Source organism: Streptomyces sp. NPDC052682 (assembly GCF_040678435.1).
Classification (GTDB): domain Bacteria; phylum Actinomycetota; class Actinomycetes; order Streptomycetales; family Streptomycetaceae; genus Streptomyces.
In genome coordinates, this window is sequence record NZ_JBFATS010000003.1 from 42,039 (window position 1) to 56,194 (window position 14,156).

General features: G+C 70.3%; 11 protein-coding genes and 1 pseudogene. 8 read left to right on the top strand and 4 right to left on the bottom strand.

The annotated features are described in order from the left end of the window. Positions 1–278 precede the first annotated feature (278 nt). The 5 genes and pseudogenes from AB0K80_RS05035 to AB0K80_RS05055 all read left to right on the top strand — a co-directional run bounded on the left by AB0K80_RS05035 (position 279) and on the right by AB0K80_RS05055 (position 7,085). Entirely contained in the window at positions 279–4,112 is a 3,834-nt protein-coding gene (locus AB0K80_RS05035; protein WP_365665937.1) for a multifunctional oxoglutarate decarboxylase/oxoglutarate dehydrogenase thiamine pyrophosphate-binding subunit/dihydrolipoyllysine-residue succinyltransferase subunit, read from the top strand. A gap of 86 nt (positions 4,113–4,198) precedes the next feature. Continuing rightward, entirely contained in the window at positions 4,199–4,375 is a 177-nt protein-coding gene (locus AB0K80_RS05040) for a DUF6104 family protein (protein WP_168131569.1), read from the top strand. 239 nt (positions 4,376–4,614) lie between these two features. Further along, positions 4,615–4,796, top strand: a pseudogene (locus AB0K80_RS05045) (hypothetical protein); the annotation flags it as partial. Between the two features lie 266 nt (positions 4,797–5,062). After that, complete coding sequence (locus tag AB0K80_RS05050; RefSeq protein ID WP_365665939.1) at positions 5,063–6,028, top strand: DUF4097 family beta strand repeat-containing protein; 966 nt, start codon at positions 5,063–5,065, stop codon at positions 6,026–6,028. Position 6,029: 1 nt separating this feature from the next. Continuing rightward, complete coding sequence (locus tag AB0K80_RS05055; RefSeq protein ID WP_365665941.1) at positions 6,030–7,085, top strand: helix-turn-helix transcriptional regulator; 1,056 nt, start codon at positions 6,030–6,032, stop codon at positions 7,083–7,085. A gap of 206 nt (positions 7,086–7,291) precedes the next feature. On the opposite strand, the gene AB0K80_RS05060 is transcribed toward AB0K80_RS05055, so the two are convergent. The 4 genes from AB0K80_RS05060 to AB0K80_RS05075 all read right to left on the bottom strand — a co-directional run bounded on the left by AB0K80_RS05060 (position 7,292) and on the right by AB0K80_RS05075 (position 10,615). After that, entirely contained in the window at positions 7,292–7,858 is a 567-nt protein-coding gene (locus tag AB0K80_RS05060; protein ID WP_365665943.1) for a Clp protease N-terminal domain-containing protein, read from the bottom strand. Then, the gene (locus AB0K80_RS05065) at positions 7,858–8,067 is read right to left on the bottom strand and encodes an HTH domain-containing protein (RefSeq protein WP_055417899.1); all 210 of its coding nucleotides are present in this window, start codon (positions 8,065–8,067) and stop codon (positions 7,858–7,860) included. Before AB0K80_RS05065 ends, AB0K80_RS05060 begins: the two co-directional genes overlap by 1 nt. A 168-nt stretch (positions 8,068–8,235) precedes the next feature. Further along, on the bottom strand, positions 8,236–9,201 hold the full coding sequence (locus tag AB0K80_RS05070) for a zinc-binding dehydrogenase (protein WP_365665945.1): 966 nt from the start codon (positions 9,199–9,201) through the stop codon (positions 8,236–8,238). Positions 9,202–9,385: 184 nt separating this feature from the next. Next, positions 9,386–10,615 (bottom strand): NADP-dependent malic enzyme, encoded by a 1,230-nt coding sequence (locus AB0K80_RS05075; RefSeq protein ID WP_365665947.1) that lies wholly within the window; start codon positions 10,613–10,615, stop codon positions 9,386–9,388. Between the two features lie 775 nt (positions 10,616–11,390). Here AB0K80_RS05075 and AB0K80_RS05080 point away from each other — a divergent pair. From AB0K80_RS05080 to AB0K80_RS05090, 3 genes are read left to right on the top strand one after another with little or no spacing between them, the layout of a single operon-like run. Beyond that, a complete protein-coding gene (locus AB0K80_RS05080) occupies positions 11,391–12,350 on the top strand; it encodes an ABC transporter substrate-binding protein (RefSeq protein WP_365665949.1) in 960 nt (319 codons plus the stop codon). 32 nt (positions 12,351–12,382) lie between these two features. Then, positions 12,383–13,321, top strand: a complete 939-nt coding sequence (locus AB0K80_RS05085) for an amino acid ABC transporter permease (protein ID WP_365665951.1) — start codon at positions 12,383–12,385, stop codon at positions 13,319–13,321. Next, on the top strand, positions 13,318–14,124 hold the full coding sequence (locus tag AB0K80_RS05090) for an amino acid ABC transporter ATP-binding protein (protein WP_365665953.1): 807 nt from the start codon (positions 13,318–13,320) through the stop codon (positions 14,122–14,124). Before AB0K80_RS05085 ends, AB0K80_RS05090 begins: the two co-directional genes overlap by 4 nt. The last annotated feature ends 32 nt before the right edge of the window (positions 14,125–14,156 follow it).

Consider the following 14,156-nt stretch of genomic DNA (forward strand, 5'->3'; position numbering starts at 1 on the left):
AAAGTTCGAAGCGGAGCCACAAGATCCATGTGCGTCCGCGCCGGCGGACACGTGTGATCAGGGAGAGGCCCGCGCAGTCCAGGCGCCGGGTCGGGACCGGCCCTTCCCATCTGAAGCGGAACCACGCTTGTTTCCCGCCATTTCAAGCCCCGAAACACGCTGTGAGATGTGACTTACGCGACGATGAACGGGCCCGACCTGACCTTCCCCGGCTGGGAGGCGTAGCCTTTATTCCCGCTGTCCATCACCTTGTGAAGCGGAAGAGGGCGGTTGCCGCCGTGTCGCCACAGTCCCCCAGTAACTCGAGCATCTCGACCGAGACCGAGACGGACCGAGCGGGCAAGAACCCCGCTGCCGCGTTCGGTGCCAACGAGTGGCTCGTCGACGAGATCTATCAGCAGTACCTCCAGGACCCGAATTCGGTAGACCGCGCCTGGTGGGACTTCTTCGCCGACTACAAGCCGGGGGCGCCTGCCGCCCCGGCCCCGGCGGGTACCGCGGCCGCGGGGGCCGCGGGGACCACCAGCACGGCCCAGCAGTCGGCCCCGGCCGCCTCCGCGGCCCCCGCCCCGGCGGCCCCGAAGCCCGCGCAGGCCGCTCCGGCTCCCGCGCAGGCCAAGCCCGCCGCGCAGGCTCCCGCTCCCGCGCAGGCCGCCGCGCCCGCGAAGGCCGCCGCCCCGGCCCCGGCCGCCAAGCCGGCCGCCGCCGCGACACCGAAGGCCGAGCCGGCCGCCGAGGCCCCCGCGGGCCCCGAGCAGGTCGTGCTGCGCGGCCCCGCCGCCGCCGTCGCGAAGAACATGGACGCCTCCCTGGAGCTGCCCACGGCCACGTCCGTGCGCGCGGTCCCGGTGAAGCTGCTGTTCGACAACCGCATCGTCATCAACAACCACCTCAAGCGGGCCCGTGGCGGGAAGATCTCCTTCACGCACATCATCGGCTACGCGATGGTCCAGGCCATCAAGGCGATGCCGTCGATGAACTGGCACTACGCGAAGGTGGACGGCAAGCCCACCCTCGTCAAGCCGGAGCACGTCAACCTCGGCCTCGCCATCGACCTGGTCAAGCCCAGCGGCGACCGCCAGCTGGTCGTCGCGGCGATCAAGAAGGCCGAGACGCTGAACTTCTTCGAGTTCTGGCAGGCCTACGAGGACATCGTCCGCCGCGCCCGCGACGGCAAGCTGACGATGGACGACTTCACCGGCGTCACGGTCTCCCTGACCAACCCCGGCGGCCTCGGCACCGTCCACTCGGTCCCGCGCCTGATGCCCGGCCAGTCCGTGATCATGGGCGTCGGCTCCATGGACTACCCGGCGGAGTTCCAGGGCACCAGCCAGGACACCCTGAACAAGCTCGGCATCTCGAAGGTCATGACGCTCACGTCGACCTACGACCACCGGGTGATCCAGGGCGCCGCCTCCGGCGAGTTCCTCCGCCAGGTCGCCAACCTGCTGCTCGGCGAGAACGGCTTCTACGACGACATCTTCGAGGCGCTGCGCATCCCCTACGAGCCGGTCCGCTGGCTGAAGGACATCGACGCGTCGCACGACGACGACGTCACGAAGGCCGCGCGCGTCTTCGAGCTGATCCACTCCTACCGGGTCCGCGGCCACGTGATGGCCGACACCGACCCGCTGGAGTACCGCCAGCGCAAGCACCCCGACCTGGACATCGTCGAGCACGGCCTCACTCTGTGGGACCTGGAGCGCGAGTTCGCCGTCGGCGGCTTCGCCGGCAAGTCGATGATGAAGCTGCGCGACATCCTCGGCGTGCTGCGCGACTCGTACTGCCGCACCACCGGCATCGAGTTCATGCACATCCAGGACCCCAAGCAGCGCAAGTGGATCCAGGACCGGGTGGAGCGCCCGCACTCCAAGCCGGAGCGCGAGGAGCAGCTGCGCATCCTGCGCCGCCTGAACGCCGCCGAGGCCTTCGAGACCTTCCTGCAGACCAAGTACGTCGGCCAGAAGCGCTTCTCCCTCGAGGGCGGCGAGTCGGTCATCCCGCTGCTGGACGCGGTCCTGGACAGCGCGGCGGAGTCCCGGCTCGACGAGGTCGTCATCGGCATGGCCCACCGCGGCCGCCTGAACGTCCTGGCGAACATCGTCGGCAAGTCGTACGCGCAGATCTTCCGCGAGTTCGAGGGCAACCTCGACCCGAAGTCGATGCACGGCTCCGGCGACGTGAAGTACCACCTGGGCGCCGAGGGCACCTTCACCGGCCTCGACGGCGAGCAGATCAAGGTCAGCCTGGTCGCCAACCCCTCCCACCTGGAGGCGGTGGACCCGGTCCTGGAGGGCGTCTCGCGCGCCAAGCAGGACATCATCAACAAGGGCGGTACGGACTTCACGGTCCTGCCGATCGCGATCCACGGCGACGCGGCCTTCGCGGGCCAGGGCGTGGTGGCCGAGACCCTGAACATGTCGCAGCTGCGCGGCTACCGCACCGGCGGCACGGTCCACATCGTCATCAACAACCAGGTCGGCTTCACCGCCGCCCCCGAGTCCTCGCGTTCCTCCATGTACGCGACGGACGTGGCCCGCATGATCGAGGCCCCGATCTTCCACGTGAACGGTGACGACCCGGAGGCCTGCGTCCGCGTGGCGCGCCTGGCCTTCGAGTTCCGCCAGGCCTTCAACAAGGACGTGGTGATCGACCTCATCTGCTACCGCCGCCGCGGTCACAACGAGTCGGACAACCCGGCCTTCACGCAGCCGCTGATGTACGACCTGATCGACAAGAAGCGCTCGGTGCGCAAGCTGTACACCGAGTCCCTGATCGGTCGCGGCGACATCACCCTGGAAGAGGCCGAGCAGGCGCTGCAGGACTACCAGGGCCAGCTGGAGAAGGTCTTCACCGAGGTCCGCGAGGCCACCGCGCAGCCGGCCATCGTGGAGACCTCCGACCCGCAGGCCGAGTTCCCGGTCGCCGTGAACACCGCGGTGACCACGGAGGTCGTCAAGCGGATCGCCGAGTCCCAGGTCAACATCCCCGACCACATCACCGTCCACCCGCGTCTGCTGCCGCAGCTGCAGCGCCGGGCGGCGATGGTCGAGGACGGCACGATCGACTGGGGCATGGGCGAGACCCTCGCCTTCGGCTCCCTGCTGCTGGAGGGCGTCCCGGTCCGCCTGGCGGGCCAGGACTCGCAGCGCGGTACGTTCGGCCAGCGCCACGCGGTGATCATCGACCGGAACACCGGCGAGGAGTACACGCCGCTGCAGTACCTCTCCGAGGACCAGGCGCGGCTCAACGTCTACAACTCCCTGCTGTCCGAGTACGCGGCGATGGGCTTCGAGTACGGCTACTCGCTGGCCCGCCCCGACGCGCTCGTGCTGTGGGAGGCCCAGTTCGGCGACTTCACCAACGGCGCGCAGACCGTCGTGGACGAGTTCATCTCGTCGGCGGAGCAGAAGTGGGGCCAGACCTCCGGCGTCGTCCTGCTGCTGCCGCACGGCTACGAGGGCCAGGGCCCGGACCACTCCTCGGCCCGCCCGGAGCGCTTCCTGCAGCTGTGCGCCCAGAACAACATGACGGTGGCCATGCCCACCCTGCCGTCGAACTACTTCCACCTCCTGCGGTGGCAGGTGCACAACCCGCACCACAAGCCGCTGGTCGTCTTCACCCCGAAGTCGATGCTGCGCCTGAAGGCCGCCGCGTCGAAGGCGGAGGAGTTCACCACGGGCCAGTTCCGCCCGGTCATCGGCGACAGCTCGGTCGACCCGGCCGCGGTCCGCAAGGTCGTCTTCTGCTCCGGCAAGGTCTACTACGACCTCGACGCCGAGCGGCAGAAGCGCGGCGTGACCGACACCGCGATCATCCGCCTCGAGCGGCTGTACCCGCTGCCGGGTGCCGAGCTCCAGGCGGAGATCAAGAAGTACGCCAACGCCGAGAAGTACCTGTGGGCCCAGGAGGAGCCGGCGAACCAGGGTGCCTGGCCGTTCATCGCGCTCAACCTGATCGACCACCTCGACCTGGCGGTCGGCGCGGACATCCCGGCCGGCGAGCGCCTGCGCCGTATCTCCCGCCCGCACTCGTCGTCCCCGGCGGTGGGGTCGGCGAAGCGGCACCAGGCCGAGCAGGAGCAGCTGGTGCGCGAGGTGTTCGAGGCGTAGCCGCCCTCGCGGGTCGTACCCGGCCGGGCCGCACTCCCTCCACGGGGGTGCGGCCCGGCCGTTTTCCCGGACCTATCCTTGTGCCCATGTACTTCACCGACCGAGGCATCGAGGAACTGGAGAAGCGGCGCGGCGAGGAGGAGATCACCTTCGAGTGGCTCGCCGAGCAGCTGCGGACGTTCGTCGATCTGAACCCCGACTTCGAGGTGCCGGTGGAACGACTGGCGACCTGGCTGGCGCGGCTGGACGACGAGGACGAGTAGCGGCCCGCCCGCTGCCCGGCAGCAACGAACGACGGGGCGCCTTCGGGCGCCCCTTGGTGCAGGGGGCGACTCCGCCCCGTGGGGCGCTGCCCCCTGCAGGGCGCTGACTCCGCGCCCCCCCCATCCGGCCCCCACAAGCGCGGGACGCCTCGCCCGGTGACGCCGCCCGAGTGGTCCCAGACCCCGTTCCACGGCCAGAGCCGGGTCAGTCGCGTGGGTGAGCAGGCTCGTACGCCAGCCTCCACGCCCTCGAACGGCTCACGGAGCCGGACCCCAGGTCCGATGCGCGCGCCGGATGCGCGGCTTGCTCGCGGTCCTCACGCACGTGGGGGTCACCCTGCCCGAGGGACTCACCCCCGGCGAACCCGCCGACCGGCTGCACCACTCGGCCCGGCACCACCCGGGCGCCCGCCCGGTCGAGCCCTCCGACGGACAGCGGCCGGCCCCCGGAACCCACCCCGGCCACCACCGCCCGCCTCGCCGCCCGGCTGCCGGTGACGCGGTCGACCGGTTCGCCGCCGTGCGCCCAGAGCCCGCCCTCGGGCACGAGCACATGCTAGGGCAATTCCGCCGGTTCGACGGATGCGTGATCACCAGAACGAGTGCCTTGACTTTCCAGGGCCGCGATATATCGTGAATCACGTAAGACGCGATATGGCGTGTGCGGTGCGTCGAGGAGGTCTGTCCATGTCCGAGTGGTCCGTCGCGGAGCCGAAGAAGCTCACCTTCGAGGAGCCGGTGAGCGCGCTCCACGTGCGCATCGTCAACGGAACGGTGAACGTCGTGGGCACGGACGAAGGTTCCGCGCGCCTGGAGGTGTCGGAGATCGAGGGACCACCGCTCGTCGTCACCCTGCGGGACGGCACACTGACGGTGGCCTACGAGGACCTGCCCTGGAAGGGCTTCCTGAAGTGGCTCGACCGCAAGGGCTGGCGGCGCAGCGCCGTGGTCTCCCTCGCGGTCCCCGCGCAGACCCGGGTCGAGGTGGGCGTGGTCAGCGCCGCGGCCTTCGTCTCCGGCATCGACGGCGGTACGGACGTCAAGGGCGTCTCCGGCGACACGACGCTGGTCGGACTCGGCGGGCCGGTCCGCGCGGACACCGTGTCGGGCAACCTGGAGGCGCAGGCCCTCGGCGGCGAGCTGCGCTTCAACTCCGTCTCCGGGGACCTGACCGTGGTGGACGGTTCCGGTTCCTCGGTGAAGGCGGATTCCGTCAGCGGCTCGATGATCGTTGACCTCGACCCGGCGGACCGCCCCACCGACGTCGGCCTCACCAGCGTCTCCGGCGAGATCGCCATCCGGCTGCCGCATCCCGCGGACGCGGAGGTGGAGGCGAACACCGCGAGCGGCTCGGTCTCCAACGCCTTCGAGGACCTGCGGGTCACCGGCCAGTGGGGCGCCAAACGGATCACCGGCCGGCTCGGCGCGGGCCACGGCAGACTGCGGGCCACCACCGTCTCCGGCTCCATAGCGCTGCTGCGCCGCCCGCCGCGGGAGGACGAGCCCTGGGAGGCGGAACCCGCGGCCGGAGGCTCACCGGCCGCCCCGGCGGACGGCCCGCGAGGCGGTTCGGGAGACAATTCCGTTTCCGGCCAGGGCGAGGGAGCCACCAGCGCCCCGGCCGACGGCACGACCGACAAGAAGGTGCTCTGACATGCCCCCCGTCTTCGCCCACGGCCGCCTGCGCCTGTACCTCCTGAAGCTGCTGGACGAGGCCCCGCGCCACGGCTACGAGGTGATCCGCCTCCTCGAGGAGCGCTTCCAGGGCCTGTACGCCCCCTCGGCGGGCACCGTCTACCCGCGCCTGGCCAAGCTGGAGGCCGAGGGCCTGGTCACCCACACCACCGAGGGCGGCCGCAAGGTGTACTCGATCACCGACGCCGGCCGCGCCGAGCTGGCCGACCGCAGCGGTGAGCTGGCCGACCTGGAGCTGGAGATCCGGGAGTCGGTCGCCGAGCTCGCCGCGGAGATCCGGGCCGATGTGCGCGGGGCGGCGGGCGACCTGCGCCGGGAGATGCGGGCCGCGGCCAGCGAGGCCCGCCGGGGCACCGCCGGCCGCGGCACGGACCCCGGCCCCTTCGGCGACTTCGCGGACTACGGCGACAAGGAGGCCTGGCGCGCCGCCAAGGAGGAGATGCGGCGCGCCAAGCAGGAGTGGAAGGAGCAGGCCCGGCGCGCCAAGGACGAGAGCCGCCGGGCCCGCGAGGAGGCCCAGCGGGCCCGCCGCCAGGCCCAGGAGGCACAGGAACGGGCCCGCGCCCAGGCGCAGGAACAGGTGCAGCGCATCGCCCGTCGGGTCCAGGAGCAGATGCAGACCCACTTCGCGCGCGGTGACTGGCCGACCGGGCTGCGGGAGGGCCTGAGCGAGCTCGTCAAGGAGGTCGGCGACTTCGGCAGGGAGTTCGGCAAGGACACCAGGAAGGAGAACGGCTCGGGTCACACCGGGGGACCCGCAGGACAACCGCAGTACTCGGACACCCCCGAGGACTTCCCGGCCGGCTACGTGCCCACCTGGGCCCACGAGGGCCGCCTGGACTCCACCGGCGACCCGGCCCGGGACCTGGACCGCCTGCTCGACCGCTTCCGGGACGACATCCGGGACGCGGCACGGGACCACGGCGTCACGGCGGAGCAGCTCCGCGAGGCCCGCCGCCACCTGTCCATGGCGGCGGCCCACATAGGGGCACTGCTGCGAGCCCCCAAGCCCTGAGCCGGCCGGCCAGGCCGTGGGGCACGCGCTCCCACGGCCGGGCCCGTCCCGGCTCGCACACCCAGGCGACACCTCCGCCCAGCTGCCCTCCACGCCCTGCCTCGGCAGCTCGGGACCTACCAGCCCAAGCCCGCAGCCGACCCGCCCCGCTCCCGACGTCCAAGCCCCCGGGATCTCCACGCCCCGGCCCCGAACCGGCCGAGCCCTCAGCCCGCCTTCGCCTCACCACCCCCGTACAGCACACGCGTCAGGGTCTCGTACGTCACCCCGTGGTCGGCGAGGACCTCCGCGGGCACACCCGGCCGGACCGTCAGCGCCATGAGGAGGTGCTCATCGCCGATGTGCCGGTCCCGCCGGGCCAGGGCGACCCGGAGGGACTTCTCGAGCACCTCCTTGGCATCCCGGCCGAAGGCCGTCCGGCGCCCCGACCACCATCCCTTGTCCTTCCGGTCGCCGGACATGGCACCCACCCCGTGCAGCTCCTCGACCCGGGCGACGATCTCCGAGACGTCGATGCCCAGCCCGGCCAGGGCCTCGGCGTCGGCCTGCGACAGACCGGCGCGGCGCCGGGCCTCAGCGAGAGCCGCCCGTACCGACTCCCGGCGCTCGGCGAGCCCGAGGGCCGCCAGGGCGAACGATGCGCGGCTGCCCTCCCGGTCGAGCAGGGCGAGCAGCAGATGCTCCGGGTCGACGCACGACGCACCCGCCTCCTCGGCGTGCCCGAACGCCCCCTTGACCACCGCCCGTGCGTCCTTCGTGAACCGCTCGAACATCAATGCCTCCCGTACTTCTTGTGCACGGCCTGCCTGCTGACCCCGAGTTCGGTGGCGATCTCCTGCCACGACCAGCCCTGGTTGCGCGCGCTGCGCACCTGTACGGCCTCCAGCTGCTCCAGCAGCCTGCGCAGCGCGGCGACGGCCCGCAGCCCCACTCGGGGGTCGCGGTCGCCCGCGCGGGCGGCGAGATCCGTTGCTTCACTCATGACGTCAACTTACGTTGACACACCTTCCATGTCAATCACAGTTGACACCCGACGACCGGCCGCCCGGACACACCGACGGCCGGCCCGGAAACCGGACCGGCCGTCACACACCGAAAAACGACGAAAGAACGAAGGACGAAGCGACGAAGCGACGAAGCAACGAAACCGTCAGGGGTTGGTCAGCACGATCTTCCCGAACTGGTCACCCGCGGCCATCCGCTCGAAGCCCTCCCGGGCCCGGTCCATCGGCAGCACCTCGTCGATGACGGGCCGCACACCCGTGGCGGCGCAGAACGCCAGCAGATCCTCCAGCTCGTCCTTGGTGCCCATCGTCGAGCCCACGACCTTGAGCTCCAGGAAGAAGATCCGGGTCAGCTCGGCGTGCGAGGGCCGGTCACCGCTGGTGGCGCCGGAGATGACCAGCGTGCCGCCGGGCCGCAGCGACTTCACCGAGTGCGACCAGGTGGCGGCCCCGACCGTCTCGATGACGGCATCGACCCGCTGCGGCAGCCGCGCGCCCGGCTCCACCGCCTCCACGGCACCCAGCTCCAGGGCCCGCTTCCGCTTGGCCTCGTCCCGGCTGGTGGCGAAGACCCGCAGGCCCGCCGCCCTGCCCAGCACGATGGCGGCCGTGGCGACACCACCGCCGGCGCCCTGCACGAGCACGGAGTCCCCGGGCCGCACCCCGGCGTTGGTGAACAGCATGCGGTACGCCGTCAGCCAGGCGGTCGGCAGACAGGCGGCCTCCTCGAAGGAGAGCTCCTTCGGCTTGGGCAGGAGGTTCCACGTCGGGACGGCGACCTGCTCGGCGAAGGTGCCCTGGTAGCGCTCGGTGAGGATGGAGCGGGGCTCGTCCGGCCCGACCCCGTGACCGCTCTGGCCGATCACGGAGTGCAGCACGACCTCGTTGCCGTCCTCGTCGACGCCGGCGGCGTCGCAGCCGAGGATCATCGGCAGCTTGTCCTCTGCGAGGCCGACGCCGCGCAGGGACCACAGGTCGTGGTGGTTGAGGGAGGCGGCCTTGACCGTGACGGTGCTCCAGCCGGGGCGGGTCTCGGGAGCCGGGCGCTCACCCACCTCCAGACCATTCAGCGGCTGGTCGCGGTCGATTCGGGCGGCGTAGACAGCGAACATGACCTTGACGATAGGGTCCCCGCCCCGCCCGCGGAACCGCAGACACCTGTGAGACACACCCTCTTGCCAAGACGGCCACCTCGGCCACCGGCCGCCGGAGCCGCCGAGATCACCCGAGCGGCCGCGTACCCGGATGCGAAGATGGCCCCGCCCGTAAGGGCGGGGCCATCCGGTCGTGCTCAGGTCAGCGTCGTGCCACGCCGTCGGCCCGGGCCGCCGCGGCCACCGCCGCCGTGACCGCCGGAGCGACCCGCTCGTCGAACGGGGACGGAATGACGTAGTCGGCCGCGAGGTCGTCCCCGACCACCGACGCCAGCGCCTCGGCGGCCGCCAGCTTCATGCCCTCGGTGATCCGGGAGGCCCGCACCTGGAGGGCGCCCGCGAAGATCCCCGGGAACGCCAGCACGTTGTTGATCTGGTTGGGGAAGTCGGACCGCCCGGTCGCGACGACCGCCGCGTACTTGTGCGCCACCTCGGGGTGCACCTCGGGGTTCGGGTTGGCCATCGCGAAGACGAACGCGCCCTCGGCCATGGACGCCACGGCCGGCTCCGGCACCGTACCGCCGGAGACGCCGATGAAGACGTCCGCCCCGGCCAGCGCCGCCTCCAGGGATCCGGAGATCCCCGCCTTGTTCGTGAAGCCGGCCAGCTCCCGCTTCACCGGCGTCAGGTCGTCCCGGTCCGCCGAGACCACGCCCTTGCGGTCGGCCACGGCGACATCGCCGATCCCGGCCTCCACCAGCATCCTGGCGATCGCGACACCCGCGGCGCCCGCACCCGAGATCACGGCCCGCAGATCACCGAGCCCGCGCCCGCTCAGCCGCGCGGCGTTGCGCAGGGCCGCCAGCGTCACGACCGCCGTGCCGTGCTGGTCGTCGTGGAAGACCGGGATGTCGAGCCGCTCCTGGAGCTTGCGCTCGATCTCGAAGCACCGGGGCGCGGAGATGTCCTCCAGGTTCACGCCGCCGAAGGACGGTGCCAGCCGGACGACCGTCTCCACGATCTCGTCGACGTCCGTGCAGTTCAGGGCGATCGGAACGGCGTCCACGCCCCCGAACTGCTTGAACAGAATGGCCTTCCCCTCCATCACCGGAAGGGAGGCCTCGGGCCCGATGTCCCCGAGCCCCAGCACGGCCGTACCGTCCGTCACGACGGCGACCACCGACGACTTCCATGTGTAGTCGTGGACGAGGTCGGGCTGCTCGGCGATCGCGCTGCACACTTTCGCGACGCCGGGTGTGTACGCGAGGGACAGGTCGTCCTTGTCGCGGACCGGCACGGTGGCCTGCACGGCCATCTTGCCGCCGCGGTGCAGGGCGAACGCCGGATCGAACGAATCGAGGGGCTCCGCACCGCCCTCCTGACCCGTTTGGTCCGCGCTCTCGCTGCGAGGATTGACGATCTCCGCTGCCACTTGGTTCTACCCCTTAGGTCTGCATGGTTGAGGGTTGGCCACTCCTGGTTGAGAAGTGGGCGGGCACCGCGTACGGCCCAGATGGTGCTCTGTACGGGATACGTACGGGCACATACGCGACGGGCGCGCCGCACACGCGCCCTGAGCCCCGGATGAGGGGTGTAAAGAACCTTCTTACCGGACGGACGGCGCCGAGGACGAGTCGATAACGCGAAGGTCACATACCGGGGACCCGACTCATCGCCCGTTTTCAGGACAAGGCCCGGTGAAAGTCGGCGCAAGCACGCGAGCTGTGACGAATGCCGCGACCCTGGCATCCGTATCGTGAGATGCACCGAAGATATTCCGGCTGGAAGGGGGTATTTCCGCAGAAGATGCGGCCGTGATGTACCGGAGTGGTGTGGTTCGGGGGTCACCCGTTATCCGATTTTGACATGGCTGGCCCCCTGACTGGCGCAGTCCGAATGGCAAGATGCCGTAATCACACGAGGTCGCGACACTCGAAGACGTGTGTTCCTGTCGACCCACGGCATCTGTCGAACCCATCGGCAAGTGCCGGCCCCCGGCGTCCGCCGAAGCCTCGGCGGCCGTCACTCGGCAGCCGCCGCCCCCACCGGCAGCCGCCGTACCCCTGGCAGCCGCCGTCCCCCACCGGCAGCGGCCACACCGGGAGCCGCCGAACCCTCGGCAGCGACCGGTCCCACGGCAGCTGCCGAACCCTTCGGCGGCCGCCAGCCCCATCGGCAACTCCACCCATCCGCCGGAGGAACCCACCATGACCGCAAGCTCCACCCGTCGTCCGACCGCCGCGCACTCCCGGCTAGCAGCGGTCGGTGCGATCGCGGTCGCAGGCGCGCTGATGCTCACCGGATGCGGTGACCAGACGAAGGACAACGGCTCGGGCAGCAAGACCGCCACCTCGAAGGACGCCCCGCTCGCCGACAAGCTGCCCCAGGCGATCCGCGACAAGGGCGTCATCAAGGTCGGTTCCGACATCGCGTACGCCCCGGTCGAGTTCAAGGACGGCTCCGGCAAGACGGTCGGTATCGACCCGGACCTGGCCGCCGCCATGGGCAAGCAGCTCGGCGTGACGTTCGACTTCGAGAACGGCACCTTCGACACCCTGATCACGGGTCTGCGCTCCAAGCGGTACGACATCGCGATGTCCGCGATGACCGACACCAAGGACCGCCAGGAGGGCATCGACTCCGACACCGGCAAGAAGGTCGGCGAGGGCGTCGACTTCGTCGACTACTTCACGGCCGGTGTCTCGATCTACACCAAGAAGGGCGACGACCAGGGCATCAAGAACTGGTCGGACCTGTGCGGCAAGAAGATCGTGGTCCAGCGTGGCACGGTCTCGGAGGACCTGGCCAAGGCCGAGTCGAAGAAGTGCTCGGGCGGCAAGAAGATCGCCATCGAGTCCTTCGACAACGACCAGCAGGCCCAGACCCGCCTGCGCGCGGGCGGCGCCGACGCCGGCTCCTCCGACTTCCCGGTCGCCGCCTACGCCGTGAAGACCTCCGGCGGCGGCAAGGACTTCCAGATCGTCGGCGAGCAGGTCGAGGCCGCCCCGTACGGCATCGCGGTCGCCAAGGGCAACACGCAGCTTCGCGACGCCCTCAAGGCCGCGCTGGACGCGATCATCAAGAACGGCGAGTACGAGAAGATCCTCACCAAGTGGGGCGTGACGGACGGCGCCGTGAAGGAAGCCTCCATCAACGGCGGCAAGTGACCGCGACGAAGCGGCACTGAAAGGCAACATCCGTGACTGTTGACATCGACAAGACGGCGGGCCCGGCCGGCACGCCCCCGGCCGGGCCGGAGGCCATCAGGGCCATCCCGGTCCGGCACTACGGGCGGTACGTCTCCGCCGTCATCGCGATCGGCCTGCTGGTCGCGATCATCTACGCGTTCGGCCAGGGCAAGATCAACTGGCACGCTGTCCCCGACTACTTCTTCGACGACCGCATCATGAAGGGCGTCGGCCAGACGATGCTCCTGACGGTGCTGTCGATGCTGATCGGCATCGTGGGCGGCATCGTCCTCGCCGTCATGCGGCTGTCGAGGAACCCGGTGACCTCGTCCATCGCCTGGTTCTACATCTGGTTCTTCCGGGGCACCCCGGTCCTGGTCCAGCTGTTCGTCTGGTTCAACCTGGGTCTGGTCTTCGAGTACATCAACCTCGGCCCGATCTACAAGAACTACTGGTCGGACTTCATGACGCCGTTCCTGACGGCGCTGCTGGGCCTCGGCCTGAACGAGGCCGCGTACATGGCGGAGATCTGCCGCGCCGGTCTGCTCTCGGTCGACGAGGGGCAGACGGAGGCGGCCCACGCCCTCGGCATGAGCCACGGCAAGACGCTGCGGCGGATCGTCATCCCGCAGGCGATGCGCGTGATCGTGCCGCCGACGGGCAACGAGGTCATCAACATGCTGAAGACCACCTCGCTGGTCTCGGCGGTGCAGTACTACGAGCTCCTGCGGTACGCGCAGGACATCGGCCAGACCTCCGGCGCCCCGGTGGAGATGCTGTTCCTGGCGGCCGCCTGGTACCTGATCCTCACCTCGGTACTGAGCGTGGGCCAGTACTACATCGAGCGGTACTACGCGCGTGGCTCCAGCCGCAGCCTCCCCGCCACGCCGTTCCAGAAGCTCAAGGCCACGATGCTGTCGCTCAGCCGTCCCAGGGGAGGCGTGGCATGACCGAGAAGATCACCAAGACGGACAGCCCCGTGCGGGACTCCGGCGTCCCCATGGTCAAGGCCGAGGGCGTCCACAAGTCCTTCGGCCCCGTCGAGGTCCTCAAGGGCATCGACCTGGAGGTGAGGTCCGGCGAGGTGTTCTGCCTCATCGGCCCCTCCGGCTCCGGCAAGTCGACCTTCCTCAGGTGCATCAACCACCTGGAGAAGATCAACGCGGGCCGGCTGTACGTCGACGGCGAGCTCGTCGGCTACCGCCAGAAGGGCGACAAGCTGTACGAGCTCAAGGACAGCGAGGTCGCGCTCAAGCGCCGGGACATCGGCATGGTCTTCCAGCGCTTCAACCTGTTCCCGCACATGACCGCGCTGGAGAACATCATCGAGGCGCCGGTCCAGGTCAAGGGCGTGAACAAGGCCCAGGCCCGGGAGCGCGCACTGCAGCTGCTGGAGCGCGTGGGCCTGGCCGACAAGGCCGGGAACTACCCCTCGCAGCTCTCCGGCGGCCAGCAGCAGCGCGTGGCGATCGCCCGGGCCCTGGCGATGGACCCGAAGCTGATGCTGTTCGACGAGCCGACCTCGGCGCTCGACCCGGAGCTGGTCGGTGACGTCCTGGACGTCATGCGCGACCTGGCCGAGTCCGGCATGACGATGATCGTCGTCACCCACGAGATGGGCTTCGCCCGCGAGGTGGGCGACAGCCTGGTCTTCATGGACGGCGGTGTGGTGGTCGAATCCGGCCACCCGCGCGAGGTGCTGACCAACCCGCAGCACGAGCGGACGAAGTCGTTCCTGTCCAAGGTGCTCTGACGGCACGCACGGCGAAGGGGCGGTACGGATTG